The sequence below is a fragment of the Pseudomonas sp. MWU16-30316 genome (assembly GCF_020515645.1).
In the GTDB taxonomy this organism is placed as follows: domain Bacteria; phylum Pseudomonadota; class Gammaproteobacteria; order Pseudomonadales; family Pseudomonadaceae; genus Aquipseudomonas; species Aquipseudomonas cerasi.
Window position 1 is genome coordinate 1,285,746 of the sequence record NZ_JAIZAZ010000001.1, and the last position, 26,710, is coordinate 1,312,455.

Genomic DNA, 26,710 nt, shown 5'->3' on the forward strand with positions numbered 1-26,710 from the left:
TCACCGTTTGCTCTTGATGAGCGTGCCAAGGCCTTGCAGATAGGCCACCAGCGCGTCCATTTCGGTCTTGCCCTGTACCGCAGCCGCCGCACCGGCGATATCCGTGTCGGTGTAAGGGGTGCCGAGGGTACGCAGCACCTGCAGCTTTTTCGCAGTCTGCGTGCTGTCGATGGTCTTCTCGGCCAGAAACGGATAAGCCGGCATGATCGAGGTCGGGACCAGGTCGCGCGGGTTGTTCAGGTGTACACGGTGCCACTCGTCCGAGTAACGACCGCCGATCCGTGCCAGGTCCGGCCCGGTGCGTTTGGAGCCCCACAGGAAAGGATGATCCCAGACGCTTTCGCCTGCCACCGAGTAATGCCCGTAGCGCTCGGTTTCGGCGCGCAGCGGTCGGATCATCTGCGAGTGGCAACCGACGCAGCCGTTGGCGATGAATACATCACGGCCTTCCACCTCAAGCGCGCTGCGTGGCTTCATGCCCTCGATAGGCTGGTTGGTCACGTCCTGAAAAAACAGCGGGACGATCTGCGTCAGTCCGCCGATGCTCACGGCAATCACCATGAAGAAGGCCAGCAGGCCGATGTTTTTTTCCAGCGCATCATGCTTCATCAATGCGCCCCCGCGACTGCGATACGGGTGGCCGCCTCGGCCGCCTGCGGGTCCGAGGCACGTATCGTACGCACGACGTTGTAGGCCATCAGCAACATACCGCTGGTGAAAATCGCGCCGCCGATGGCCCGCACGATATAGCCCAAGTGGCTGGCCTGCATGGTTTCGATGAAGGAATAGGTCAACGTGCCATCGTCGTTCACCGCGCGCCACATCAGGCCCTGGGTGATGCCATTGACCCACATCGAGGTGATGTAAAGCACGGTGCCGACGGTCGCGAGCCAGAAGTGTGTGTTGATCAGGCTGACGCTGTACATATGCGGTCGGGCATAGAGTTTCGGAATCATGTGGTAGATCGATCCGATGGTAATCATCGCGACCCAGCCCAGCGCCCCGGCGTGGACATGGCCGATGGTCCAGTCCGTGTAGTGCGAAAGCGAGTTGACGGTCTTGATTGCCATCATCGGGCCTTCGAAGGTCGACATGCCATAGAACGCCAGCGAGACCACCAGAAAGCGCAGTATCGAATCGGTCCGCAACTTATGCCACGCGCCCGACAGCGTCATCATGCCGTTGATCATCCCGCCCCAGCTGGGCACCAGCAGAATGATCGACATGACCATGCCCAGCGACTGCGCCCAGTCCGGCAGCGCGGTGTAGTGCAGATGGTGCGGACCGGCCCAGATATACAGGGTGATCAATGCCCAGAAATGCACGATGGATAAACGATAGGAGTAGACCGGGCGCTCGGCCTGCTTGGGCACGAAGTAATACATCATGCCGAGAAAACCGGTGGTCAGGAAAAAACCGACGGCATTGTGTCCGTACCACCACTGGATCATGGCGTCGGTCGCGCCAGCGTAGGCCGAATAGGATTTGAACAGGCTGACCGGCAACGAGATATGGTTGACGATGTGCAGCATGCCGGTCACCACGATGAACGCGCCGTAGAACCAGTTGGCGACGTAGATATGCCGGGTGCGGCGTTTGACGATGGTGCCGAAAAACACTGCAGCGTAGGCGGCCCAGACGATGGCCAGCAGAATCGCCACCGGCCATTCGAGCTCGGCATATTCCTTGGTGGTGGTGTAGCCCATCGGCAGGGTCACGATGGCGCCGACGATCACGGCCTGCCAGCCCCAGAAGGTGAAGGCCGCCAGACCATCGGAAATCAGCCGCGTCTGGCAAGTGCGTTGCACCACGTAATAAGAGGTGGCGAACAGCGCGCAGCCGCCGAAGGCAAAGATCACCAGATTGGTGTGCAGCGGGCGCAGGCGTCCGAAGGTGGTCCATTCAAGTTCCAGGTTCAGCCCTGGCCAGACCAGTTGCGAAGCAATGAACACGCCCAGGCTCATGCCGACCACACCCCAGACCACAGCCATGATGGCAAACTGGCGCACCACGGTGTAGTTGTAGGTTGTAGGACTGATTGTTGTGCTCATTGCAGACTTCCACGATTCAGAGGGTTACCGCAGACGTAATCGGGCCAGGGCGATGCAGCGCTGGCAATCGCATCGAAGCACACCGAAGAGGCAGGGGCAGGAACAGACAGGCACATCAATGAGCGTCAAAGGGCTGCGGCAGACGCGTGTCACGAGTTTAGCGTTGAAACAGGGGGTGTGGGAAGTCGCAGGTTCTGTACGAAAAGATGCTGCGCAATGCGTCAGCGAGTATTCCGCACCCCGTTGCAGGGTGCGGAGTTCACGCATCGCCGCTGGACTGGAACACAGCGGTGGCGACCTTCGCGTACAGACGAGTTGATCAGGACCCGCGCAAAGACTGTCACGTATGTTCAGTCGGCAGTAACACCTGTCATTGCCCAGCAAATCGGCCTGAGCAGGCATATGACTCTGGTGACCGACTCAGCGGTGTTGTTGCAATGTGCGAGGCCAGTGCCGTCAATGAAACCGCCCGGCGGTGTCAGGTTTGGGGCGCTCATCGCCTGGGTACTTTACCTAGTGCACCTTGACAGAGTACCCGGGCAGACCTGAATGGCGGCTGTCCGACGGGGCGGGGCGTCTCGATGCGCCGTGCGCTCGCGATTCGTACGGGATTCGCGACCCGGTTCGCCGCTATAGTGATGGGCTACTTTGCGACCCACCTGAATGAGGCAAACATGAGCAACGGCTTTAAGCCCGGTATCGGTCAGGATCAATGGCTGCAGCTGGTCAGTGAAAGAGGCTGGCTGTGGACGCCCGCGCAACTTGCGGGTGCGCTGGACGCGCCGACCCTGTTGCTGGCGCATGGTGCAGGTGCACCGATGGACAGCGACTTCATGAACCGCATGGCGGCTGATCTGGCGGCGCAAGGTATCAGCGTCCTGCGCTTCGAGTTTCCTTACATGGCGCAGCGGCGTCGGGGCGGCAGCAAGCGCCCCCCCAATCCACAGGCACAATTGCTGGAGTGCTGGAGAGAGGTGTTCGCCTGTGTGCGTGCTCACATCCGCGGGCGTCTGGCGGTCGGCGGCAAATCAATGGGCGGGCGGATGGCCAGCCTGATCGCCGATGAGCTTGAGGTCGATGCGCTGGTGTGTCTAGGGTATCCGTTCTACGCCGTGGGCAAGCCTGAAAAACCACGCGTGGCGCATCTGGCCGACCTTAAGACACCCACGCTGATCGTGCAGGGCGAACGCGACGCGCTAGGCAATCGCGAAGCCGTAGAAGGCTATGCATTGTCGAGTGCCATTCGGCTGCACTGGTTGCCGACTGCCAATCACGACCTCAAAGCCCTGAAGGTCGCGGGTATCAGCCATGAGCACTGCCTGGCTGAGTCCGCGAGAGAGATTGCCGGGTTCCTGCGCACCTGAGTCACCGGCAAGGCAGGCCGATGGTGGTTCGCATTTTACCCACCTTGCCGTCGGCGATGACCTGCCATATCCACTGAGCGGGGGACTGTTCCAGCTCCGATCTCAGCGTCAGCCGACCCGTCAGTGAGGACGTCCTGAAAGGCTGTGAGTTGATGCTCGCGGCAAAGCGGCCTTCATGGGTTGCAGGTTGAACGCAGCGTTGGCGTGAGGGAGTCGGACGGTGCATGGGCTGGCCCTGGGAAACTCCTGAAAACGGTGACAGGGCGTTACGCCTTTAGCGCAACGCCCTGCCGGATGAACAATGGGTTCAGCAATCGGTCATCTGATGCCTACGCCGAGACTGGAATTGTGACTCTTCAGTTTGAAGTTGCCGCCAGTGACCATGTTTTTCACGTAATACCAGTTCCATCCGCCGATGCCGGCGCTTGAAACAGTCGACGACCAATAGTTGCCGTTGCCCATCGGCCAGCGATTGCCGTACAGGTTATAGATCTCCACCAGTTCGTGAATGGTCGGAATCCTCGCGCTGTTGTTGCCCGCGTTTTTGCTGATCTGAGAAAAGCTGCCGCTGCCCAGACCGATGCAATGGATGACGCCGGTGACGGTGATCAGGTAGCTTTTACTCGCGCCCGAAGCATCGGTCGCCGTAATGGTGGCTGTGCCGTTGCCTCGAACCGAGGTCAGGCCATTGCTGTCCACTTTCGCGACCAGCGGGTCGCTCGAAGCGTACTGATAGGGTGCCTGTCCGCCACTGGCCTGACGCAGAAGGGTGGTATCGGACGGGAAGTTCGGCAACAGGTCCGGCGAGCCCGGAAGCAGATACACCTTGCCGGCCAGCGTGACCGGCGAGGTGTCCAGCAGCAGCTCGGGCTGCGCCGCCAGAATCTGCAAGGCCAGCGTGCCGGATACCTGCACCAGACCGTTGACGCGATTGACCACATAAGAAATCGCCACCGTCTGCCCGGCGTTTGCCGTTACCAGAGCAAACGCAAACAGCATCTCCAGCGTCTTGCCGGCTTCTGCGCTCGACAGGGTCTTTTCCTGGGTGTCACTGCCGTTCGGCCCTTGCCATTGCACGATCACCTGATCGCCGGCTTTCAGGTTGGCGGTGGCGTCGATCACCACGGTTGCACCGGATGAAGCGTTGGCCGGGTCGAGTATGGTGCCGATGGCTTCTTTTATGGTTGGGGTGGGCAGGGGCGTTGCTTGCGCGAGTTGCAGCTTCACGTCCACCGACTCCGAGGCCATGGACAGATTCCCTGCCATATCTGTAATCGTGTAGTAGACCGGCGCCTCAATGTCGCCGATCAACTCCAGAAACGGCTTGGCGAAGTCGACCATTGTTCGTTTAAGACCCACGTCATCACTGCTCACCACCGCCATCGGACCGAGCAGATCATTCCAGTAGGTGCGGACAACATCGCCCTCCTGCATGCCGTTGTAGCTGGCAATCGTCCCTGAAAGCACGTTACCCATGGTTTGCAGTTCTTCTGAGGTCAGACCGTTCTGTACCTGCGTGGGAAAAATGATGGGGGCCAGCAGCGGATCGCCAGGCGGGGTAAGGTCTACGATTACAACTGTCTCGGCAGAAAACTCGACGACCATATTGATCGGGTTTTCGACCGCGTAAGCCACCGAGTGACGACCTTCCGTCAACAGCTCGGATGGAATGTGCAGCATGAGGTCGTCACCTGGCATCTGCGAAAGCAGTATCTCTTTCTTGAGACCAATAAGCACTCCATCGAAGTACAGCTGATAGGTATAGCCGGGGCGCGCGCCTTGCCAGACGTTCAACAGCACTTCGAGGGGCATGTTCAAACTGTCGACGGGTAATAGTCCACCGTTCAAGGCGGCTGCGATGACTGGCGAAGTCAGCACGTTTTCTTTTTTTTCAGTCGCAAGGTTATACATGGGCGTTCCTTCTACGTGTAAAAGTTGCGGGCCTTGTGAGCCCGCAACGGTTTAGCGACTCAGACAGGTAAAGTCGGTAGGTTTAAGCATATGCACGATGACGCGAGTGACCGTGGAGGTTGCCGGACTTTGATTGCTGCCTTCGACAGGGTCGACGGTATAACTCGCCTCCGCAAACCCTGTGCAAATAAGCAGTGTGTTGATCTGAGGGACCTTGAATACATGCCCTTGCACAACATCCACTTCATCGAGCTTACGAGTCGTCACATAAGTAGTGGCTTCGATGGGATTATTGAAGTCGTCAAAACCCTTGAACGTGAAGGTGATCTTCTGGCCCTCGGCAATATTTACATAAGGTGAGACTTTTACATCGGCACCGTCTGGATTTTCATTGGGCCCCAGCACTCCGTTGGACGTGAGATTGAACGTGGGCCCAGTCAATCCGTTTTCGCCACCGGGTTGCTCTTCTCGAGACCGTACTGTTACAGGCTGAGTCGGACTCGTCATACTGTTTGGGTTTCCTGTACGCGTGACTGTGAAGTACACCGGAATGGCCTCGCCAGTGCCTTGCAACTTCATCAGCTCGTTATCAATCGGAATAATCAAGTCTCTTGCCGCTGCAACGTCGCTAGACCGTATTTGATACCACTGCGTTTTTAACTGATTGCCCCAGTACAGGTTCAAATCATCATTGATTTCGAATCCCGTATTCCAGAGCACTACGCCTCTGCCGTTCAACTCGTAATCGTCTTCGTCGATGAAGTTGTCCTGGGTGTTCGGGTTTTGTACGCTCGTCCCTTGTATCGTCAAATTGTTCAAGGGGGTGGGGAAGGGAAGTGTTGTAAAAACGTCTATGTGGGTGTCCAGCGATGTGCCGGTCAGTTCGCCGTTGCGAAACACTTCATAATGAACCGCGGTGTCGCCTTGCGGACCTTGGGCAATGGCCTCAAATGGCAGTTTCAACGTGAGTATGACGGCTTCATTTTCGTCGCCAGGTGCAACGAAGACAGGGGTCAAGGGATTATTGGTGCCCCAGAATAGCTGGATGCTATCAAGCGCCGCTGCGCCCGGATAATGGGGGATGTCGACCAATACTCCGGCCTGAGCTTCCAGATAATCAATCAGATCGCCTACCGCTTGATCAATGACAGGTGCCGGATAATCAGAAGGCAAATCTTTCAGCCTTAATTTCACCGCTACAGTGTTCGAGAGGATTGAAGGGTTGCCTGCACGGTCGATGACCTGGTAACACACCTGCTTTTCTTCCTCCCCCAACGTTTGCAGAAACGCTCGTGTAAAAGTGACCGAGACCTTGTCCAGACCCATGTCGGTTTCGTTGACGACGGCAGTGGGGCCTACGATATCTCCCCACCTGGTCAGAATGCGGTCATGCTTGGCCATACCGGTGTAGCCGGGAATCTGCACATCAAGTTGGCCACCCAGTTGATCGAGCTCGGCGGCAGTCAGACCGTTCTGGATCTCGGCTGGGAACTGTATGGCAGCAAGCTCCGGAGCGCCTGGCGCTGTCCGGTCGATCTGAATCCGGAAAATTTCCGATCTCTGTTCTACCTGATTGATCGGATTGACAACGACGTACGCGACATCGTGGAAACCTTCCAGCAACAGCTCGGCCGGGATCTCCAAGTGCAGGGGGTCTCCTGGTGCATGTGAGGGCAGAATCAGTTTTTGGGGGCCAGTCGCGATACTGTTGAACAGCAGTTGATATGTGTAACCAGGAAGTGCCGCTGGCCATACAACGAGATCGACCGTCAACGGTTGTGATGCCTCAGCGACCGGTATGAGCCCTGGCGTATCCTGATCATGAAATGCGACTGCAATATCGGGTGCAGCCAATACAAGATTCAAGTTTCTGTGCCTGTTTCCGGAAATTGAAACAGGTGTTGGGAGATAGTTGTTTGAGCAATTTTTCATGTGTAGAGGCCTTATCATTAAAATTTTGTAGGGGATTTCCTACTTTTTTTCGAACGTGTTTCTGAATGAGATTTTTTGGGTTGGTACTTGGCGAAAGAGTCAATGATGTTCTCAGTCAAAATTGGACGTAATAGGGTTTTGGTGGGCTGGTCAAGTGGTTGTGTGGAGATTATTTAATTAGTTTGAGAGTTTTTTGCTTGGCGCCCATTTGGATGCTCGCTGTAAGAAACTTCTTATATTATTTTGGGAAGGCTCCTACGTTTTGGGTATTGAACAGGGCCAGGGTTTATGAATTAAGTAAGCTATCTTTCCACTCTCAAAAAAACGAGGAGATGGACGGTGTCTAGTAGAAAAAGTAACGTCGTTAAGTCGCGGGGTGGCGCGTTTCAACTTGCCGTGATTGCTTTTGGCGCTCTCGCTAATGTACAGGCGTCGGCAGCGGCATCGGGCGATAATAATGGTCTGCCTTTAGACACTGCAGCAGTCACCGGATTGTGGCCGGATGAAGAGTTGCCAGATGAAACCGTTAGACGGGCTGAAATCATTACCGTAGGTCCTGATACTCCTTTCGATTCTTATCACATTGGTTATCAAAGTGTTCTTAATATTGTCGGTGGGCGAGCAGACCAGGTGGTCGTGAGAGACGCTACGGTCAATATTCAGTCCGGCGTGGTTGAGAGCGGTATCAGCCTTTCCGATGCGTTGGGTAATCTCTCCAACGCTACCGTGAAAAACGCGACAGGTAGCGGCATCGTTCTTCATGGAGTGATGGGCTCTATCAACCCTGGCTCCACGGTATCGGCTCATTCAAGCGATGTATCGGGATCGGGCGACGGTATTTCAGTCGGGTTGTGGGGGGCGCTGAGTATTTTCAATACCGATGTGCGCGGGTTTGCGTCGCAAAGCAAAAGTGGCCAGGGGATTTCTGTTTCTGGCGCCAATGTGCTGATCGCCGACAACAGTCATGTGACAGGCGACATGAATGGAATCCATCTGGTAGATGGATCCCAAGCCGGAATACTGGTCGGAAACAAGTCCGTTGCTGTGATTGACCGATCGATAGTCCAGGGTTTGGCCGGGGCCGCCATCAAAGTAAACCAGCGCGTTGCACTCGACATCGAGGCCGACATTGCTGTGCAAAACCATTCCGAGCTATGGGCCGGAAATGGCAACCTGCTGGAGGTGGAAGATCACAGCACTGTCAACTTCAACGTCGATAACAGCACCCTCAATGGCAACCTTGTCGCCGATGACACCAGCACCCTGAACATCACGCTGCAAAACGACGCACAATTGAACGGCAACATCGTCAATGGCAACCGTCTGGCGATTACCTCGGGCAGTCACTGGCAGATGCAGGGCGACAATGCCGTCAGGTCGCTTTCCCTGCATGGCGGCAGCGTGGCGTTTGCTGGCGAAGGCTTTCATACACTTTCGCTGAATGAGTTGTCAGGGGGCGGCACGTTTGGCTTGCGCGTGGATCTGGACAACGGTGTCGGAGATCTCATCGACGTCAACGGCCAGGCCAGTGGACAGTTCGGCTTGCAGGTGCGCAACACGGGGGTGGAGGTTGTGTCTGCTGACATGGCACCGCTCAAGGTGGTGCATACCGAAGGTGGCGACGCGCAATTCAGCCTGCTGGGCGGGCGGGTCGACCTGGGCGCCTATTCGTATTTGCTGGAACAGCAGGGCAATGACTGGTTCATCGTCGGTAAAGACAAGGTCATAAGCCCCTCGACCCAGAGCGCGCTTGCCCTTTACAGCGCGGCACCTGCCATCTGGATGAGTGAGCTCTCTACCCTGCGTTCGCGCATGGGTGAGGTTCGTGCTAGCGGCAGGGCGGGCAGCTGGATGCGCGCCTATGGCAACAGGCTGAATGCCACGACCAGTGACGGTGTCGACTATCGGCAGAAGCAAAGTGGCCTGTCGCTGGGGGCCGATGCGCCCGTCGAGGTCAGCAACGGCCAACTGGTGGTCGGTGTGCTGGGAGGGTACAGCACGTCCGGTATCGATTTGAGCCGTGGTACTACGGGTAAAGTCGACAGCTACTATGCAGGCGCCTATGCCACCTGGCTGTCGGACGATGGCTACTACGTTGACGGCGTGCTCAAACTCAACCGCTTTCGCAACAAGGCAGATGTTGCCATGAGCGATGCAAGCAAGGCCAAGGGTGACTATACCAACAACGGGGTAGGGGGCTGGGTAGAGTTCGGCCGCCACATCAAACTGGCGGACGATTACTTTCTCGAACCGTTCGCTCAGTTGTCCAGTGTCATCGTTCAGGGACAGGAACTGCGCCTGGACAACGGCATGAAAGCGAAGAACGATCAGACCCAATCGCTATTGGGCAAGGTGGGCACCTCGCTGGGCCGCAGTGTCGCGCTCAAGGATGGCGGGGTATTGCAGCCTTATGTGCGCGTCGCCGTTGCACAGGAGTTTTCGCGCCGCAACGAGGTGAAAGCCAACGATGTGAAATTCGATAACAGCCTGTTCGGTTCGCGCGGCGAACTGGGCGCCGGGGTATCGGTGTCGCTGTCCGAGCGTCTGAAACTGCACGCAGACTTCGATTACATGAAAGGTCGGCATATCGAGCAACCCTGGGGAGCGAATGTGGGGTTACGCCTGGCATTCTGATCCTTAAGGCCAGTGCCTGAGTAACACCAGAGCCCCCGGTGAATGATCACCGGGGGCTTTTCGGTTAATGATCGGTAAACCTGCGTTTGCGTTGCCTCTGTCGGGACGTGACAGGCACCGCGTAGTTGACGTTCACCCGCAACACCGGCGATGTGCCGATCAGGCGATGATCACGATAAAGCTCGTAATACAGGTCAACCAGGCCGTACTGAACATAGGGCGTGAAGTTGTAGGAAATACACAGCACACGTACCACGCTGTTTTCGCCTACCCGATGGAAAAGCGTTGTCGATGACAGGTTTTTACCCCAATAGAAATGGATTTCGTCACCCCAGCACATTTTGACTGACCCAGGGATATGGATGGTAATGCCCGCATGTGCCTGTTCGTGACTGATGGAATCAGGATCGATGTTAGGCAGCACAGGTGCTTTCAGCGTGTTGGAAATATCGGATGGAAGATGGAGAGGGCTCGCGTGTCGGTAGCGGCTCTCGTGGGGTGGGGCTTCTTGAACAGTGCTCGCGCTGTCGGGAGTGTTTTTTTCTTTTTGGGTGCGCGCCGCTACATCCGTGGATTGTTGTTTATCCATCGTAAACTCTTTTATTGACATTAAGTTGAGTTGTTATGTGCGTGCCGGCAGTTGTCGGCAACGGAATTATTACAAGGCACATAAGTGTTCAGGTCAAGTGTCTGCCGATATCAAAGACACGCCAAGCTTGTGTGAGGTTATGCAGTTACATTTGGTATCATGTGCACAGTGAGTTATCACTCGTTAGTGTTGGAGATGCTGTAAATAAAGGGTGTGGCTTGGTGTGGGTGTTCTTTCAGGGGTTTTTGTGTGTGAAATACCTGTAGGACATTAACTACAGATAAGTCTTACAGAAGGTGAAAAAGTAGGTTTTGGCTGAATTCCCACTCCTGCGTAGGAATATTCACTCAACTTTATCATTAGGGTCTCGCACGCGTTAGCGTGCGAGGCCGTCAAGGTTGTGGGCGGAAATGTAGGCTGCTGTGTTTAAACTTGTATTGACGGTGCCGGGGTGTTCAGACCGAACAGCAATGCTTTGCTGAAAACGATCTGCATGTTGGCGTAAGGGGTAATAAATAACTACCGCATCAACTGGATTTCAACTAATCGGAGTATGCGTCCACTGTCAATAGATAAAAGTACTGCATTGCTGTCATTGAAGGTGTTAAAAAATATCCTGCACGTTCTTCAGATGGCTTCTCAAGTTCTGTCAGATTTGAAGGGAGTGCTAACACTGCACACTATTGACGCTCATAAAAAAGCCCCGACCAACCGAAGTTTGTCGAGGCTTGGCATACAGTCTCAGGCCTTAGCGATTAAACCGCTCTACCAGTGAATACTGTGAGTTGGCCGTGTCGGTCAGTTCACCACTTAATACGGCAGAGCGACGCGCTTCGTCAGAGGTCTGATCTGCCAGACTGGCGATGGTGGCGATGTTGCGATTGATTTCCTCGGCCACGGCGCTTTGCTCTTCCGTGGCGGTGGCGATTTGCGTGGTCATGTCGGTGATATTGGCGACGGCCTCGCTGATGCCCACCAGCGCCTGATCTGCCTCCAGTACCCGGGCTACGCCTTCTTCGGCCTGACGGCGACCGGTGTCCATGGTGTGAACCGCGTCGGTTGCGGTCTGCTGCAGTTTGGCGATCAGGCCATGAATCTGTCCGGTGGACTCGGCGGTGCGTTGCGCGAGCTGACGCACTTCATCTGCCACAACCGCAAAGCCGCGACCCATCTCACCGGCGCGCGCCGCTTCGATCGCGGCGTTGAGCGCCAGCAGGTTGGTCTGGTCGGCAATGCCTTTGATCACATCGACCACGCCGCCGATTTCATCGCTGTCCTTGGCCAGGCGGGTCACGGTCAGGCCGGTTTCGCCCACCGAGGTGGACAGGCGCTGAATGGCTTCGCGGGTTTCACCGGCGATATCGCGACCGCGACGCGTCAGTTCGTTGGCCTGCTGGGTGGCATCAGCGGCACGGTTTACGTGATTGGCGACTTCCTGAGTGGTGGCGGCCATCTGGTTGATGGCGGCGGCAACCTGCTCGGTTTCCACACGCTGACGTTCCAGCCCGATCGAACTGGCATTGGCCAGCGAGTTGGACTGGCGGGCCTGACTGTTCAGGTGTTCGGCGGTGTCCTGCAAACGCGTCAGGCAGGTTTTCATGCGCGCTTCCTGGCTGAGGATCGACATTTCCAGACGCGCTTGCGGGCCACGGCTGTCAGTGTACATCTGCGCGATCAACGGGTCGGAAGTGGTCTGTTCGGCCAGGCGTAACAAGCGTTTGGTGCCACGCTGCTGCCAGGAAAGCCCCAGCAGGCCGAGCGGTACCGACAACGCCGCAGCCAATGCAAAACCCCAGTGTGAATTGAGCCACACGCCGATCAGGAAGCTCAGTTGACTGACCAGAATGAACGGCAGCCAGTCCTGAAGTACCGGCAGCCACTTGTCGCGGTTTGGTACGGCGCTCTTGCCCTTGTTGAGGCGGGTGTAAAGCGCCTCGGCACGGCGGATCTGTTCGGCGGTCGGCTTGATACGTACCGACTCGAAACCCACCACCTGGCGGTTTTCCAGTACCGGCGTCACGTAGGCATTGACCCAATAATGATCGCCGTTCTTGCAGCGGTTCTTGACGATGCCCATCCACGGCTGCCCGGACTTGAGCGTGGTCCACATGTGCTCGAAGACTGCAGGCGGTACGTCCGGATGACGTACGGTGTTATGCGCAGCACCCAGCAATTCAGCCTCGCTGTAACCACTGATGTCGACAAAGGCATCGTTGCAGTAGGTGATGGTGCCTCGGGTGTCGGTGGTGGAAATCAGTCGTTGTTCGGCAGGGAATGTCCGCTCATGTTGAGTGACGGGCTGGTTGTTGCGCATGGGATTTCGATCCTTCGATCCGGAAGACTGTGGCGTGGTTATCGGCGGGCACGTCGATAAATTGAGCGACGTGCGACAAGTGACCGGAGAGTCAGCCCTGGCGGGCCAGCATGGGACAGGTGAACAGCCCGTAATACATCAGGCTGGAGGTGGGCGGAGCAGGAGCGAGTTTATAAAAATTTTCATGCTGGGGCCTGACCCTTAAGCAGGATGCAGGCCCCATTCAGGGGTATCAGGACGCGATCAGCTGGCGCAGCACGTAATGCAGAATGCCGCCCGACTTGAAGTATTCCACTTCGTTAAGCGTATCGATGCGGCACAGCACGTCGACGGTTTCCTTGCTGCCGTCTTCGCGGTCGATATGCAGGGTCAGGCTCATGCCCGGCTGTACGTCTGCGTTGGTCAGTCCGGTGATCTTCAGCGTCTCCTTGCCGGTCAGGCCGAGGGTCTTGCGCGTCTGGCCGTTCTTGAACTGCAAAGGCAGCACGCCCATGCCCACCAGGTTCGAGCGGTGAATCCGTTCGAAGCTTTCGGCGATGACCGCCTTGACGCCCAGCAGGTTGGTACCTTTGGCTGCCCAGTCGCGGCTTGAACCCGTGCCGTATTCCAGACCGGCAATGATTACCAGCGGCGTCCCTTCTTCTTGATAACGCATGGCCGCGTCGTAGATCGCCAGCTTCTCGCCGGAGGGCACATGCACCGTGTTGCCACCTTCCTCGCCGCCGAGCATTTCGTTGCGGATACGGATATTGGCAAAGGTCCCGCGCATCATCACTTCATGGTTGCCACGGCGCGAGCCGTAAGAGTTGAAGTCCTGATACGTGACGCCTTTCTCCTGAAGGTAGCGCCCGGCAGGGCTGTCGGCCTTGATATTACCGGCAGGGGAGATATGGTCGGTGGTCACCGAGTCGCCCAGCAGGGCCAGGATGCGTGCGTTTTCCACGTCTTCGATAGCCGGCAGCGGACCGTCGATGCCGTCGAAGAACGGCGGGTGCTGAATGTAGGTGGAATCGTCCTGCCAGACGTAGGTGGCAGCCTGCGGCACTTCGATGGCTTGCCATTGTTCGTCGCCGGCAAAGACTTCGGCGTATTCCTTATGAAACATGCCGGTGTTGACGCTGGCCACGGCGTCGGCGATTTCCTGCTGACTCGGCCAGATATCGCGCAGATAGACCGGTTTGCCGTCTGCGCCTTCGCCCAGGGGTTCGCTGCTGATGTCGATGCGCACCGAGCCTGCCAGTGCATAGGCGACTACCAGGGGGGGCGATGCCAGCCAGTTGGTCTTGACCAGCGGATGGACGCGGCCCTCGAAGTTGCGGTTGCCCGAAAGCACCGACGCGACTGTCAGGTCGGACTGTTGAATAGCTTTCTCGATAGGCTCCAGCAGCGGTCCGGAGTTGCCGATGCAGGTGGTGCAGCCGTAACCGACCAGATCGAAGCCCAGGGCATCGAGGTATTGGGTCAGACCTGCTGCGTTGTAATAATCGGTCACCACTTTGGAGCCGGGTGCCAATGAGCTTTTCACCCACGGCTTGCGCTTCAGGCCTTTCTCGACGGCTTTCTTCGCGACCAGCCCGGCTGCCATCATGACGCTGGGGTTGGAGGTGTTGGTGCAGGACGTGATCGCCGCGATCACCACAGCGCCGTCTTTCAGATGATAGGTCTGGCCGTTGTATTCATATTGGGTTTCGCCGCTGACCTGGGCCTCGTTGCCAACCGCGACACCGCCACCGCCTTCGCTCTCCAGGCGACCTTCATCGACCTTGGCAGGCTTGACCTGCAGACCGAGGAAATCGCTGAAGGCCTTGGACACATTCGGCAGCGCTACACGATCCTGAGGGCGCTTGGGGCCAGCAAGGCTGGCTTCGACCGTGCTCATGTCCAGTTCCAGGCTGTCGGTGAACACCGGTTCCTGGCCTGCCAGACGCCATAGACCCTGAGCCTTGCAATACGCTTCGACCAGCTTGACGGTCTCGTCGGGACGACCCGACAGACGCAGGTAATCCAGCGTGACGTCATCGACCGGGAAGAAACCACAGGTTGCGCCGTACTCGGGCGCCATGTTGGCAATGGTCGCGCGGTCGGCCAGTGGCAGATCGGCCAGGCCGTCGCCGTAGAACTCGACAAACTTGCCGACCACACCTTTCTTGCGCAGCATCTGGGTGACGGTGAGCACCAGGTCGGTAGCGGTGATGCCTTCCTTCAGTTTGCCGGTCAGCCGGAAACCGATGACTTCCGGGATCAGCATCGACACCGGTTGGCCAAGCATCGCCGCTTCGGCTTCGATACCGCCCACGCCCCAGCCCAGTACGCCCAGGCCATTGATCATCGTGGTGTGCGAGTCGGTACCGACCAGCGTGTCGGGGAATGCGTAAGTGCGGCCGTCCTCTTCCTTGGTCCATACCGTGCGGCCCAGGTATTCGAGGTTCACCTGATGGCAAATGCCGGTGCCGGGCGGCACCACGCTGAAATTATCGAAAGCGCTCTGGCCCCAGCGCAGGAACGCGTAGCGCTCACCGTTGCGCTGCATCTCGATGTCGACGTTCTCGCCGAACGCCTCGGCGTTGCCAAACTTGTCGACCATCACCGAGTGGTCGATCACCAAGTCCACCGGGGACAGCGGGTTGATGCGTTGCGGGTCACCACCAGCCTTGGCCACGGCAGCACGCATGGCGGCCAGATCGACCACGGCCGGCACGCCGGTAAAGTCCTGCATCAGCACGCGGGCAGGGCGGTATTGAATTTCCCGGTCAGAGCGACGCTCGGTCAACCAGTCGGCAAGCGCCTTGAGGTCGTTGCCGGTTACTGTCTTGTTGTCTTCCCAGCGCAGCAGGTTTTCCAGCAGCACCTTGAGTGACATGGGCAGCTTGTCCAGATCGCCCAGTGAGCGGGCGGCTTCCGGCAGGCTGAAGTAGTGGTAGGTCTTGTTATCGATTTCGAGGGTTTTAAGGCTCTTCAGGCTATCGAGGGAGGGCATGAATGTCTCCTTTGAGGAATGTTCTCCGAACATCGGTTCACGGGCTCCATGTGCATCAGGTCGGGAGCGCCGCATCAGGCTTCAACTGTTGTGGACTGTTCTGCAGCACCAGTGGTTCCTGGATTGGGCTATCATGCGCGGCTTTCAAGTCTGCGGGGTTACGCCCGAGTGCCCACTGCCCAGGAGTAACCCATGAATACACTGTTTATGCACTGCCGACCCGGTTTTGAGGGCGAAGTCTGCTCGGAAATAGCCGATCACGCCGCGCGCCTGGACGTGGCCGGGTATGCCAAGGCCCGTCCCGACACCGCCTGCGCCGAATTCATCTGCACCGAGGCGGATGGTGCCGAGCGGTTGATGAACGGTCAGCGCTTCGACAAGCTGATCTTTCCCCGGCAGTGGGCGCGGGGGCTGTTTCTCGAGTTGCCGGAAACCGATCGCATCAGCGTGATTCTGGCGCAGCTGGCGGCGTTCCCGATCTGCGGCAGTCTGTGGCTTGAGGTGGTGGATACCAACGACGGCAAGGAACTGTCGAATTTTTGCAAGAAGTTCGAAGCGCCGCTGCGCAAGGCTCTGACTCAGGCAGGCAAACTGGTGGATGACCCGCGCAAGCCGCGTCTGCTGCTGACCTTCAAGAGTGGTCGCGAGGTGTTTCTCGGTCTGGCCGATGCGGACAACTCTGCCATGTGGCCGATGGGCATCCCACGCCTCAAATTTCCCCGCGAGGCACCTAGCCGTTCTACCTTGAAGCTGGAAGAGGCATGGCACCATTTCATCCCCAGAGACCAGTGGGACGAACGCCTTTCCGGCGACATGACCGGCGTGGACCTTGGTGCCGCACCGGGTGGCTGGACGTATCAACTGGTGCGCCGCGGCATGCTGGTGACGGCAATCGATAACGGGCCGATGGCGGAAAGCCTGATGGACACCGGGCTGGTCCAGCACTTGATGGCTGACGGTTTTACCTACAAACCCCGGCACCCGGTGGACTGGATGGTCTGCGACATCGTCGAGAAGCCTGCGCGCAATGCCGCGCTGCTGGAAACCTGGCTGGGCGAAGGCCTGTGCCGCGAAGCAGTGGTCAACCTCAAGCTGCCGATGAAACAGCGTTACGCTGAAGTACGCCGACTGCTCGACCGCATCGAAGAGGGCTTTCAGGCGCGAGGGGTACGGGTGTCCATCGGCTGCAAACAGCTCTACCACGACCGCGAAGAAGTCACCTGCCACCTGCGCAGGCTTGATGTGGCCAAAGCGGCGAGAAAGTGATTTCTCACACTCGCGCCGCATGCTTCAGTGACTATAGGATTTCAGTGACTATCGGATTATCGTGCCAATGCTCCGCGTTGGTACGCAGTTCGTGACGCTCTGCGTCACAAATCATCGATACTAAACAATGTCATGCCTTACACGCAGTCGCTGCCAACTCAGTGCTTTTCAACCGCGATGGCACTGACGACGCAGAGTGCGACGTTAGTGACGGCTGAGTCCTGGCGCTGATCCGGGGGTAGCCTGGCAGGACGCCAGGCTAGCCGCACCGGGCCATGGATGGCCCGTTGCGGCGACCCCCGGATCAGTGTCAGGGCGAAGGAACCCGACGCAGTCGGGCCGGAAACAGGAGCGAGGGGGTTTGCCTACTTTGGCCCCATCAAAGTAGGTCGCCGAGGGGCGAAAAGGTGACTCAAGTCGAGCCTGAATCTCACTGAATCGCAGAACTGTGTGACGCAGAGCGTCACGAAAGGCATTACCACGCGGAGCGTGGGAACGAGAATCTGGGCAGAACGCCAATCCACCTGACGCCACAGAACCGCTGTGTGACGCAGAGCGTCACGAAAGGCATTACCACGCGGAGCGTGGGAACGAGAATCTGGGCCGAACGCCAATCCAGCTGACGCCACAGAATCGCTGTGTGACGCAGAGCGTCACGAACTGCATTCCCACGCGTAGCGTTGGAACGATCCTCATCGTAGTCTGAGCCCCATTTTCCGGACTTTCAGCACCAGCGCCACTCAACCAAACCCCACAATAGCCTTGGTCTCCAGATACTCTTCGAACCCCTGCACACCATACTCGCGACCGTTGCCAGAGCGCTTGTAGCCGCCGAACGGGGCCATCGGGTTCCAGGCGGGGTAGTTCAGGTGCACCTGCCCGGCACGAATGCGCGAAGCCACCGCGCGTGCCTGCTCGAGGTTTTGCCCCTGGACATGCGCACCCAGGCCATAGACCGTATCGTTGGCAATTGCGATAGCCTCCTCAATCGTGTCGTAGGCCATCAGGCACAGCACCGGGCCGAAAATCTCTTCCCGGGCGATACGCATGGACGAATCCACCTCGGAAAACACCGTTGGCCGGGTATAGAAGCCTCGCTCATGGCCCAGCAACCGTCCCGGCCCGCCGCACACCAGCTTCGCGCCTTCGCTCAGCCCTGCATCGATCATCGCCTGGACACGGTGAAACTGCGCCTCGTTGGCGATAGGGCCCAATACCGTGTGCTCCGACTGCGGATCACCCACAACGATTGCCGCGGCCGTTTCGGCAGCCAGCGCTTCGACTTCCGCCAGTCGGTTCCTGGGCACGATCATTCGCGTTGGTGCGCTGCACGACTGACCCACATTGCGGAACGCGGCCATCACGCCGGGCGGCACCGCGTTGGCGAAGTCGGCGTCGGGCAGCAGGATATTCGGTGATTTGCCGCCCAGTTCCTGAGTCACTCGTTTAACCGTCGGTGCGGCGGCCTGCGCCACCAATGCGCCTGCCCGATTGGAACCAGTGATCGAGATCATGTCGATATCAGGGTGAGCCGCCATAGCGCCGCCGACTTCGGGGCCGCTCCCATTGACCAGATTGAACACCCCGGGCGGCAGACCGGCGTCATGCACCAGTTGCGCGAACAGCAGGGCGCTCAAAGGCGACAATTCGCTGGGCTTGAGCACCACCGTACAACCCGCCGCGATGGCCGGCGCGACTTTGGCGGTGATTTGATACAACGGCCAGTTCCACGGCGTGATCAGGCCACACACCCCGATGGGCTCGCGTTCGATTGCCGTGCCGCCTTCAACGGTCTGGAAGCGATAGGTCGCCAGCAGGTCACGTGCGACACGCACATGCTCGGCGGCCAGCGGCACCTGCATGGCCCGCGCCGAACTGATGGCTGCGCCCATCTCCAGCGAGATCGCCTGCGCCAGTTGTTCCTTGCGCTCTAGAATAAGCTCGTGGATCCGACCGATTATCTGTGCCCGGGCGTGCGCCGAGGTGCCGGACCAGCCCGCAAAGGCTGCCCGCGCCGCTGCAACCGCGCGGTCGACGTCGGCGGCCGAGCCACTGGCAACGTGCGCCACCACCTCTTCGGTCGCAGGGTTGATCACCGCAATACTGACCGGGTCGAGCGGGGCGGACCACCCCCCATCGATATACAGTTTCAGCGCGGTGTCCGGATCAACGTGATGGCTGTTCAAGGACTGTGAGGTCATCCAGCGGGCTCCCTGGAGCAATAATGGTCAAGGCCAGGCACTTTGCTGTCAGGCCGTTCGATACCCATAAGCTAACAAAGCAGTCTGGATAAAAAGCGCCGATCTGCCGGGTTGCAAAGAATAATCTGCTGTATGCAACCCGCTAACATGGCGGACCTGTTTCGGCCGTTTATCCGCGCTGTTTTCAGCCGATCGCCTGAGTCACCAGCGCGAATTGCTGCACATCCGGGGCGGAGGCGGGCGGCGTCCCGAGCACCATGCGCGGTGCCCTGTCGACACATGGCAGCCCCAGCCCTTCGAGCCACGCTGCCAGTCCGCAGTCAGCCAGAATGTCGAAGCGCACGAACATGCCGGGTATCTGTTGCAACAGGTGTTCAATCAATCGTTGTGCCTGATCGACATCACGGGCGACCACCGGACCGATGATATGACCGCGCCCGAAGCGGCGCAGCAGGGCGATGCCTTGCAACTGACCTGCGTATTCAATCCCGACCGCGCGTTCTGCATCGCGCGACAACAGGTCAGTCAACACGGCAGTGCGATCCAGGCCGCTGCCCGCGTTGGCCAGTCGGATCAGTTCTGCGTGGTCGGTCGGACCCAGCGTACGAATCGGCAGGTCGTCTTTCGGTGCCAACAGACCTGACAGGTCAGCAATGCCCTGATGCTGCTGGATGCGGGCAAAATCCACGAAACCCAGACTCTGGTAAAGCGGCGCGCCCAGTTCCGTAGCGTTGAGGACTGGCGTGCGCGGTGCCGTCGCGTCGAGACACAGCTTCATCAAGCGGCGACCGATGCCTTTGCCCTGATGATCATCGCGGACGATCACCAGCCCGATCGAGGACCAGTCGCCCTGATGGCAGGTAAACGCTACGCCAACCAGTTGGCCATCATGCTCGGCGACAAAGCCCTCGGAAGTACGTTGCACCATTGCCCAGTCCTGTTCGCGATGTGGCCATTTGAGGCTCACTGAAAGGGCATGGGCTGCCGGGATATCCTCCGCAGTCACCGGGCGATACTGGTAGTGAGCGTCTGTGGTTGCAGGCATGGCGCCTCCGTTGCGATGGGGTGGGTGAGTGGTTGGGCTCATACCAGCTTTCCAGTGCTCATCAGGCTGGACATGAGCGGCATCTCGATGGCGGTCGGATCGGTGAAGCGGCGAATATCGAACGGGCTGATCAATGTGCGCGTGCTGCCGGTGCTGATCAGCTCGGCCATGACGTCACCGACGCCGGGGCCAAGCTGAAAACCATGGCCGCAGAAGCCAAACGCGTAGAACAGGCCGTCGACCTTGCCGCTGCGGCCCATGATCGGCAGCGAGTCCGGCGTGTAACTCTCGATGCCGCTCCAGACACGGATGATGTTCAGCTTCTCTGCACCTGGTAGCAGGCGTTTCATCTGTTTCATCTGGTTGATCAGGCTCTCCGGCTTGAAGTAGGCGCGGCGGTTGAGCATGTCCGGTTTATTGCGATTGCCGCCTCCGATGATGATGTTGCCGCGCGGGATCTGCCGGAAATAGATCACTTCTTCCTTGATCCTGGTGAACACCCCGATCACCGTCGGCAGCGCGTAAGGTATCGGTTCTGTCACCGACATCTGCGGTCCGTTCGGCTCAAGAGGCACTGACTCGCCGAATTGCTCGGCGAGCCTGGCGCCCCAGGCACCCGCAGTGATGAGCAACTGTTCGGCGACGAATAGCTGTCCATCGGCGGTGGTGACCTGAAACTCGCCGCCGACCTTCTGCACCTCGATCACTTCAGTGCGTTCTTCAATTCTTGCACCTGCGCGAATCGCCGCACGGGCGAATGCGGGTGCAGCCAACCGCGGGTTGGCGTGCCCGTCATGGGGCGCATAGGAACCGCCTTTGACTTGTGCACCAAGAAACGGAAAACGGTCATGCAGAGCCTTGCCGGAAAGGATCTGCAAATCCAGCTCGCGGGCTTCCGGGGCGGCGGCATAGGCTTCCAGTTCGGCAATTTCGTCTTCGCGATAGCAAACGCGCATATGCCCGCTGGGAATGAATTCCAGGTCTTCACCGATCAGCTCAGGCAGGCGCTTCCACAGTGCCCAAGAGCGATTGGACAGTTCCAGTTGGCCAAGAAATCGTCCCTGACGGCGCACGTTGCCGAAATTCACGCCGCTGGCATATTGGCCGATCTGGTCACGCTCCAGCAGGGTGACCGAACGGCCGTGCTGGCGCAGAAAAAACGCGGAGGACGCGCCCATGAAGCCGCCGCCGATAATCAGGACATCGCTTTTTTGTGGGGTCATGAGGGGCTCCCGGTCATGTTCATTGATCACAGCGCGCCAAGGCTTCGATCTCGATCAGGTAGCCGTGGTGCAATTCCGGGACCGGCACTACGGCACGCGCAGGGCGATGCTCGCCCAGATAGCCCGCGTAGAGACGGTCGAAGGCAGGCCAGTGTTGGACGCCGGCAATATAAATGGTCACTTTCAGCAGGTCATTCGTGCTGCATCCCGCCGCGCCGAGGATGGCCAGCAGATTGTCCAGCGCGACCGCAGCCTGGACCTCGAACGGCTCCCCGACGCTGTGACTGCCATCGGCGCGCACCGGCAATTGTCCGGAAACATGCAGCGTGCCCTGATGCAGCATCGCCTGCGAATAATGCCCACCGGGTGCTGCGGCCAGGGACGTACTGATCGGTTTCATCTCACCAGCCATGCAGGCGACTCCAGGTATGGATTGCGCCTTCGCTGTCGCAGGCGTGGTAGTCCGGGAATTGCGCGCCGGTGGCACAGGCGTGATTGGGCAGAATGCGCAGTCGGCTGCCGATGGGAAAACGCTTGCTGATGTCGGTCTCGCTGCCCGTAGCAAGCGTGATGATGCCGTGCTCCTGATTGGCACCGGTGACCCGTGCACCGTCGATCCACTCGCCGCTTTCGCTGCACACCTGGCCGTAGCCGAAATCCTCGCGCTGGCGCTGAGTGCCACGGTCGCGGCTCATGGCCATCCAGCCCGCGTCAACGATGATCCAGCCCTTGTCGTGCTGGTGGCCGATGACCGTGGTCAACACGCTCAGGGCCAGCTCATCTGCCTGGCATACGCCAATGTTGTGCATCACCAGGTCGAAGAACACATACACGCCGGCGCGAACTTCGGTCACGCCATGCAGGCTCTGCGCCGACAGGGCCGTCGGTGTCGAACCAATGCTGACGTCCGCACAGGGCAGTCCTGCCTGACGAATCCGCTCGGCGGCGCTGACGCAGAGCCTGCGCTCCTGTTCGGCGAGGGCTTGCAGGGCTGCGGGGGTGTCGAGGTCATAACTGGACCCGGCATGGGTCATTACCCCACGCAGTTGCATGCCACCGTCGACCAGCGTGCGCGCGACCTCGACGAGCGATGCATCGTCGACGGTCAGGCCGGAACGATGACCGTCGCAATCGATTTCAATCCAGACGTCGAAACGTTCGTCATGCGCCTGGCCGAAGACCACAATCGCCCGGGCAGCCGCCACGCTGTCGGTCAGGAGGCTCAGGCGGCAGCCCTTGCGCCGCAGTCTGAGTGCCTGCTCCAGCTTGCCGGGCGCAATGGCCACGGCATAGAACACATCGTCGATGCCCTCGGCAAAGCAGTGTTCGGCCTCCTTTAATGTCGATACCGTGACGCCGCTGGCGCCCGCTGCAATCTGCGCCTGAATGACCGGCAGGCATTTGCTGGTCTTGACGTGTGGGCGCAAGCGCACGCCCAGTTCATTCATGCGTTGTTGCATGCGCTGGATATTGTGCTGCATGCGCGACACATCGAGCAGCGCGACAGGCGTATCGAGAGAGGACAGGGAGGCTGACATGGAAAGCGCTCATGTGGCTGGGTACGGCAGCCACTCTACGCAGCGATGATGAAGCTGTGGTTCAATGCGTGATCATCAATCATTAAGCTGAAGTGAATGATAGCCATCGAAGACCTGCGTTTGGCCGTGACCCTGTCGCGCTGCGAATCGCTCAGTGCTGCCGCCAGAATCCTCAACGTCTCGCCGCCGGCGTTGTCGATGCGCTTGCGCAAACTGGAGGCGCAACTGGGCATCACCCTGGCCAATCGCGACGCCAGGCGCCTGAGTCTGACCGCTGATGGCGAGCGTTTCGCACGCGAAAGCGCACAGTTGCTGGAGCAGTTGGAGGCGCTTCCGGAGTCCTTCAAGCAGCGTGACGAACGGCTGGCGGGTACGCTGCGCCTGGCAGCGCCATTCGGTTATGGGCGCCAGCGCATTGCGCCGCTGCTGGCGCGCTTCGCCAGGCTGCACCCGCAGTTGTGTCTGCAGCTGGACCTGCGCGAAACACCCTGGCCGGACCGTCATGACAGCGATGCGGTGATACACATCGGTAGCCTCAATGACAGCCAGTGGATCGCCAGGCCGCTGGCGCAGAACCATCGCTGGCTATGCGCCAGCCCGGCGTATATCGAGCAGCATGGTGTGCCCTCGACGCCCGAACAGCTGGCTGCCCATCGCTGCATCTGTATTCGCGAAAACGATGAAGACGTCACCCTCTGGCACCTGAGCAAGGGCCAGACCAAAAAGACCCTACGCATCGAGCCCGCGCTGCTCAGCAACGACGGTTCGGTCGCCCGGCGCTGGGCCGAGCAGGGGCTGGGCATCGTGTTGCGCTCGCAGTGGGACGTCAGCGACGCCATTGCCAGCGGCAGGCTGGTAAGGGTGCTCGCCGATTGGCAGCTGGCCAGTGCGCCGATCAACCTGCTGGTGCCTGTACGCAAGCATCGCAGCGCACGGGTGCAGGCGCTGACCGAGTTTCTCGAGACAGCTCTGAAAGCCTGATCCGGCAAAGCAACGGCACGCTGTTGGTCGCAGGGTTGAATACCTTAATTGACGCTCACGGCAACGCGCGGGTATAAACCGCGTCTTGTGTTTTTGTCGGATTTTTCTCCATGAGCTTCAGCCCCCTGATTCGCCAGTTGATCGATGCCTTCCGCGTGCTGCCGGGCGTCGGTCAGAAAACCGCTCAGCGCATGGCGTTGCAGTTGCTGGAGCGTGACCGCAGCGGCGGTTCGCGGCTGGCGCAGGCACTGGGGCAGGCGATGGACGGCGTGGGTCACTGCCGCTCGTGCCGTACGCTGACCGAAGAGGAACTCTGCCCGCAATGTGCAGATACGCGTCGTGATGACACGTTGTTGTGCGTGGTTGAAGGCCCGACGGATGTCTATGCGGTGGAGCAGACCGGCTACCGCGGTCGTTACTTCGTGCTCAAGGGCCATCTGTCGCCGCTCGACGGCCTGGGGCCGGAGGCCATCGGCATTCCGCAGTTGATGGAACGCATCAGCCAGCAGGGCACCTTCACCGAAGTGATTCTCGCGACCAATCCGACCGTGGAAGGCGAAGCGACGGCGCATTACATCGCCCAGTTGCTCCATGACAAGGGCCTGGTCGCGTCGCGCATCGCCCACGGCGTTCCGCTGGGTGGCGAGCTGGACCTGGTCGACGGCGGTACCCTGGCGCACTCGTTTGCAGGGCGCAAGCCGATTTCGATGTGATACCGGCCAGCGCTTCTGCTGTCAGTAGCGCGGTGTAATATCGCGCTCGACAGGTGGCGCGTCCGGGTCCTGACCTGCCGGAAACTTGCCTTTCAGGTGCCAGGCGAACGCGATGATTTCGGCAATCGTGCGGTACAGCGGCTCGGGAATGCTGTCGCCCAGCTCCATGCGTGCCAGCAGCTTGACCAGTTCGGCATTCTCGTAGATGGGCACTTCGTATTCGCGAGCAATGGCCAGAATCGCCTCGGCCAACTGGTCGTCGCCCTTGGCGCTGAGCGTCGGAGCATGCTGGCCGTCATAGCTGAGGGCGATAGCCTGGCGCGGAGTGTGGTCGGGTAGGCTCATCAGGCGTTCTCGTCGATCCAGCGTTGTTCGAGCGCGGTACGCGGACCGCTTGGCGGTGTGCCGTGACTGCAGGCCAGTTCACCCACTGCCAGGCCGCAGGCTATCAGCCGTTCGCGCAGATACCCCAGCTCATGTTCGATCAATGCCGCGCTGTCGGGGCGCTCGGCCCACAGCTGGCTGGACAGCGTGCCGCGCAGTAACTGTGCATGCACCTGCAAGGGGCCCAACGGCTCGAGGTCGAACGCCAGATCGACTTTCCAGAGCTTTTCCCGGGTGTCCTTGATCTCGCCATCATCACGGTCTTCGGTGGCCTCCTGATCCGGCGTGTCTTCGCGCTGCACCTTGACCTGCAAGGGCACGATGTCGTGGGCGTTGCGCATTGGCACTTCCAGTTGCCAGGTGGTCACCTGGGTGCCGTCGGCGTTGGTACGTGTCTGCTCCAGACCGCCCAGTTGATGGCTTTGCAGGCGTGATACGGCAGCCGCAGCGAGCTTGAGGAGGATTTCCAGATCGTCCTCCTTCTCGCCTCCGCTGACCGTGCGCGATGGCAGCGGAAAAATGCTTGGCTGTGTGCGTGCCGCGACCAGGCCCAGGGTGCCCAGCGCATTGCGGATTGCATTGGGCATTGTGCGCGCCAGGGTATTGGACGCCGCAGCTGCGCCATAGGACGTGTTATCCGGCAGGCCGGGAAGGATCTGGGCGATCAGGCGCATCAGATTGGCTTTCATGTCCGGCATGTGCGCCGGGTTCAATCCGGCCAGCAGCTTGGCTTCCAGAAATACACCGCTGGCGTTGAGCGCCTGTGCGACGCCTTTGGGCGTGGTCATCTGCTCAACGTCGGGCAGGTCGGCAAGTAACTGGTTGATACTGGCCTGCAGCGGCGCGCTGATGGCCGGGCTGGTACTGGTCGGGCTGCCGGACTGCAGGTTTTGCAGGGCGTTGATCAGAGTGTCCAGCGAGCCTTGGCGATTTTGCTGTGCGGACAGTTGCTGCGCCACGGCCAGTTGGTCGAAACGACCGGGCAGGGCAACGAAGTTGAGTGCCTGATTGCCTTGCACCTGAGCGCTCAAGAGGCTGCCCACCGTCAGCGGCTGCGGGCTCTCGATGGTCAGGCTGGAACCCGCCAGCGCTGTGTTGAGCAGCATCACGATGGACCGGTAGGTGGGCGTCGCAGCGGCCGGGTTCTGGCCGGCCAGTTGATTGACTCCCTGAGCGATCACCTGGCTGGTCATGACTTTGCCCTGCAGCAGCGTGCCGACCGGTAATTGTCGGGTATCGATGCTGGTCATCGAGTTTTTCAGCGCGCCGTTGAGCTGCTGCAGCGTCAAGGTCAGCTCGTTGGCCGACGCCTGCGCCACTTGCAGCAGGCTGCCGGGCGTGAACGGGACGCTGCTGGTGACCGGTAAATTGGTCAGGCTGCCGTTGGCGAGCACCAGTCGCAACAACAGCTGGAAGTTCTGGTTGACCTGCTTGAGGGTCAGCACTTCGGCGTTGACGGTCTCGCCTTCGGGGATCAGATTTTCCGCCGATTGCAGCATGGTCAGCACTTGCGCCGGGGAGATGCCGTTGCGCAGCAGTGTCATGGTGGCGTTTGTTGCCGGAACGCTGGTGATGTCGCCTGTCATT

19 protein-coding genes are annotated in these 26,710 nt (G+C 59.3%); 5 read left to right on the plus strand and 14 right to left on the minus strand.

Features of this window, described 5'->3' with window-relative positions:
* Both ccoO and ccoN read right to left on the minus strand, forming a co-directional pair.
* Positions 1–609, minus strand: a complete 609-nt coding sequence (ccoO, locus tag LCH65_RS05985) for a cytochrome-c oxidase, cbb3-type subunit II (protein WP_003370233.1) — start codon at positions 607–609, stop codon at positions 1–3.
* Positions 609–2,051: a cytochrome-c oxidase, cbb3-type subunit I gene (gene ccoN / locus LCH65_RS05990; RefSeq protein ID WP_003370235.1), complete on the minus strand. Its 1,443-nt coding sequence runs from the start codon at positions 2,049–2,051 to the stop codon at positions 609–611. Before ccoN ends, ccoO begins: the two co-directional genes overlap by 1 nt.
* 674 nt (positions 2,052–2,725) lie before the next feature.
* On the opposite strand from ccoN, the gene LCH65_RS05995 reads away from it, so the two are divergent.
* Entirely contained in the window at positions 2,726–3,415 is a 690-nt protein-coding gene (locus LCH65_RS05995; RefSeq protein WP_226439227.1) for an alpha/beta family hydrolase, read from the plus strand.
* Positions 3,416–3,733: 318 nt separating this feature from the next.
* Here LCH65_RS05995 and LCH65_RS06000 read toward each other — a convergent pair whose 3' ends face one another.
* Positions 3,734–5,326 carry an Ig-like domain-containing protein gene (locus tag LCH65_RS06000; protein WP_226439228.1) on the minus strand — a complete coding sequence of 531 codons (1,593 nt, stop codon included), beginning with the start codon at positions 5,324–5,326 and terminating at the stop codon, positions 3,734–3,736.
* A gap of 51 nt (positions 5,327–5,377) precedes the next feature.
* On the minus strand, positions 5,378–7,258 hold the full coding sequence (locus tag LCH65_RS06005) for a hypothetical protein (protein WP_226439229.1): 1,881 nt from the start codon (positions 7,256–7,258) through the stop codon (positions 5,378–5,380).
* A 768-nt stretch (positions 7,259–8,026) separates the two neighbouring features.
* Between LCH65_RS06005 and LCH65_RS06010 the strand changes: the two genes are divergently transcribed.
* Positions 8,027–9,892 carry an autotransporter outer membrane beta-barrel domain-containing protein gene (locus LCH65_RS06010; protein WP_226439255.1) on the plus strand — a complete coding sequence of 622 codons (1,866 nt, stop codon included), beginning with the start codon at positions 8,027–8,029 and terminating at the stop codon, positions 9,890–9,892.
* Positions 9,893–9,956: 64 nt separating this feature from the next.
* On the opposite strand, the gene LCH65_RS06015 is transcribed toward LCH65_RS06010, so the two are convergent.
* The 3 genes from LCH65_RS06015 to acnA form a co-directional block, all read right to left on the minus strand.
* A complete protein-coding gene (locus LCH65_RS06015; RefSeq protein ID WP_183131665.1) occupies positions 9,957–10,481 on the minus strand; it encodes a hypothetical protein in 525 nt (174 codons plus the stop codon).
* Positions 10,482–11,229: 748 nt separating this feature from the next.
* Positions 11,230–12,795: a PAS domain-containing methyl-accepting chemotaxis protein gene (locus tag LCH65_RS06020; protein ID WP_003436183.1), complete on the minus strand. Its 1,566-nt coding sequence runs from the start codon at positions 12,793–12,795 to the stop codon at positions 11,230–11,232.
* 232 nt (positions 12,796–13,027) lie between these two features.
* On the minus strand, positions 13,028–15,772 hold the full coding sequence (acnA, locus tag LCH65_RS06025; RefSeq protein ID WP_044308497.1) for an aconitate hydratase AcnA: 2,745 nt from the start codon (positions 15,770–15,772) through the stop codon (positions 13,028–13,030).
* 192 nt (positions 15,773–15,964) lie between these two features.
* On the opposite strand from acnA, the gene rlmM reads away from it, so the two are divergent.
* On the plus strand, positions 15,965–17,038 hold the full coding sequence (gene rlmM, locus LCH65_RS06030; protein ID WP_060708020.1) for a 23S rRNA (cytidine(2498)-2'-O)-methyltransferase RlmM: 1,074 nt from the start codon (positions 15,965–15,967) through the stop codon (positions 17,036–17,038).
* 740 nt (positions 17,039–17,778) lie between these two features.
* On the opposite strand, the gene LCH65_RS06035 is transcribed toward rlmM, so the two are convergent.
* From LCH65_RS06035 to LCH65_RS06055, 5 genes are all read right to left on the minus strand, one after another.
* Entirely contained in the window at positions 17,779–19,239 is a 1,461-nt protein-coding gene (locus tag LCH65_RS06035; RefSeq protein ID WP_122241025.1) for an aldehyde dehydrogenase family protein, read from the minus strand.
* Positions 19,240–19,423: 184 nt separating this feature from the next.
* Positions 19,424–20,284 (minus strand): GNAT family N-acetyltransferase, encoded by an 861-nt coding sequence (locus LCH65_RS06040; RefSeq protein ID WP_074808725.1) that lies wholly within the window; start codon positions 20,282–20,284, stop codon positions 19,424–19,426.
* Between the two features lie 38 nt (positions 20,285–20,322).
* Positions 20,323–21,507 carry an FAD-binding oxidoreductase gene (locus LCH65_RS06045; protein WP_003417790.1) on the minus strand — a complete coding sequence of 395 codons (1,185 nt, stop codon included), beginning with the start codon at positions 21,505–21,507 and terminating at the stop codon, positions 20,323–20,325.
* 19 nt (positions 21,508–21,526) lie between these two features.
* Positions 21,527–21,919: a RidA family protein gene (locus LCH65_RS06050; RefSeq protein ID WP_003370265.1), complete on the minus strand. Its 393-nt coding sequence runs from the start codon at positions 21,917–21,919 to the stop codon at positions 21,527–21,529.
* Entirely contained in the window at positions 21,909–23,045 is a 1,137-nt protein-coding gene (locus LCH65_RS06055) for a DSD1 family PLP-dependent enzyme (protein ID WP_003370267.1), read from the minus strand. The genes LCH65_RS06050 and LCH65_RS06055 overlap by 11 nt, the downstream gene beginning before the upstream one ends.
* Positions 23,046–23,141: 96 nt before the next feature.
* Between LCH65_RS06055 and LCH65_RS06060 the strand changes: the two genes are divergently transcribed.
* A complete protein-coding gene (locus LCH65_RS06060) occupies positions 23,142–24,026 on the plus strand; it encodes a LysR family transcriptional regulator (RefSeq protein ID WP_060708016.1) in 885 nt (294 codons plus the stop codon).
* 110 nt (positions 24,027–24,136) lie between these two features.
* Positions 24,137–24,739, plus strand: a complete 603-nt coding sequence (gene recR, locus LCH65_RS06065; protein ID WP_003370271.1) for a recombination mediator RecR — start codon at positions 24,137–24,139, stop codon at positions 24,737–24,739.
* Between the two features lie 21 nt (positions 24,740–24,760).
* Here the strand turns inward: recR and LCH65_RS06070 are convergent, their stop codons facing one another.
* Together LCH65_RS06070 and LCH65_RS06075 are read right to left on the minus strand one after the other, a co-directional pair.
* Positions 24,761–25,084 carry an EscU/YscU/HrcU family type III secretion system export apparatus switch protein gene (locus LCH65_RS06070; protein ID WP_003370273.1) on the minus strand — a complete coding sequence of 108 codons (324 nt, stop codon included), beginning with the start codon at positions 25,082–25,084 and terminating at the stop codon, positions 24,761–24,763.
* Positions 25,084–26,709: a flagellar hook-length control protein FliK gene (locus LCH65_RS06075; protein WP_226439230.1), complete on the minus strand. Its 1,626-nt coding sequence runs from the start codon at positions 26,707–26,709 to the stop codon at positions 25,084–25,086. The genes LCH65_RS06070 and LCH65_RS06075 overlap by 1 nt, the downstream gene beginning before the upstream one ends.
* Position 26,710 lies beyond the last annotated feature (1 nt).

What these genes read in the sequence shown, in the direction of transcription:
- ccoN (WP_003370235.1), bottom strand. Translation starts at nt 2,051, where the DNA reads ATGAGCACAACAATCAGTCCTACAACCTACAACTACACCGTGGTGCGC.
- rlmM (WP_060708020.1), top strand. Translation starts at nt 15,965, where the DNA reads ATGAATACACTGTTTATGCACTGCCGACCCGGTTTTGAGGGCGAAGTC.
- LCH65_RS06000 (WP_226439228.1), bottom strand. Translation starts at nt 5,326, where the DNA reads ATGTATAACCTTGCGACTGAAAAAAAAGAAAACGTGCTGACTTCGCCA.
- LCH65_RS06045 (WP_003417790.1), bottom strand. Translation starts at nt 21,507, where the DNA reads ATGACCCCACAAAAAAGCGATGTCCTGATTATCGGCGGCGGCTTCATG.
- LCH65_RS06050 (WP_003370265.1), bottom strand. Translation starts at nt 21,919, where the DNA reads ATGGCTGGTGAGATGAAACCGATCAGTACGTCCCTGGCCGCAGCACCC.
- LCH65_RS06005 (WP_226439229.1), bottom strand. Translation starts at nt 7,258, where the DNA reads ATGAAAAATTGCTCAAACAACTATCTCCCAACACCTGTTTCAATTTCC.
- LCH65_RS06015 (WP_183131665.1), bottom strand. Translation starts at nt 10,481, where the DNA reads ATGGATAAACAACAATCCACGGATGTAGCGGCGCGCACCCAAAAAGAA.
- LCH65_RS06055 (WP_003370267.1), bottom strand. Translation starts at nt 23,045, where the DNA reads ATGTCAGCCTCCCTGTCCTCTCTCGATACGCCTGTCGCGCTGCTCGAT.
- LCH65_RS06040 (WP_074808725.1), bottom strand. Translation starts at nt 20,284, where the DNA reads ATGCCTGCAACCACAGACGCTCACTACCAGTATCGCCCGGTGACTGCG.
- LCH65_RS06075 (WP_226439230.1), bottom strand. Translation starts at nt 26,709, where the DNA reads ATGACAGGCGACATCACCAGCGTTCCGGCAACAAACGCCACCATGACA.
- LCH65_RS05995 (WP_226439227.1), top strand. Translation starts at nt 2,726, where the DNA reads ATGAGCAACGGCTTTAAGCCCGGTATCGGTCAGGATCAATGGCTGCAG.
- LCH65_RS06070 (WP_003370273.1), bottom strand. Translation starts at nt 25,084, where the DNA reads ATGAGCCTACCCGACCACACTCCGCGCCAGGCTATCGCCCTCAGCTAT.
- recR (WP_003370271.1), top strand. Translation starts at nt 24,137, where the DNA reads ATGAGCTTCAGCCCCCTGATTCGCCAGTTGATCGATGCCTTCCGCGTG.
- acnA (WP_044308497.1), bottom strand. Translation starts at nt 15,772, where the DNA reads ATGCCCTCCCTCGATAGCCTGAAGAGCCTTAAAACCCTCGAAATCGAT.
- LCH65_RS06010 (WP_226439255.1), top strand. Translation starts at nt 8,027, where the DNA reads ATGGGCTCTATCAACCCTGGCTCCACGGTATCGGCTCATTCAAGCGAT.
- LCH65_RS06035 (WP_122241025.1), bottom strand. Translation starts at nt 19,239, where the DNA reads ATGACCTCACAGTCCTTGAACAGCCATCACGTTGATCCGGACACCGCG.
- LCH65_RS06060 (WP_060708016.1), top strand. Translation starts at nt 23,142, where the DNA reads ATGATAGCCATCGAAGACCTGCGTTTGGCCGTGACCCTGTCGCGCTGC.
- ccoO (WP_003370233.1), bottom strand. Translation starts at nt 609, where the DNA reads ATGAAGCATGATGCGCTGGAAAAAAACATCGGCCTGCTGGCCTTCTTC.
- LCH65_RS06020 (WP_003436183.1), bottom strand. Translation starts at nt 12,795, where the DNA reads ATGCGCAACAACCAGCCCGTCACTCAACATGAGCGGACATTCCCTGCC.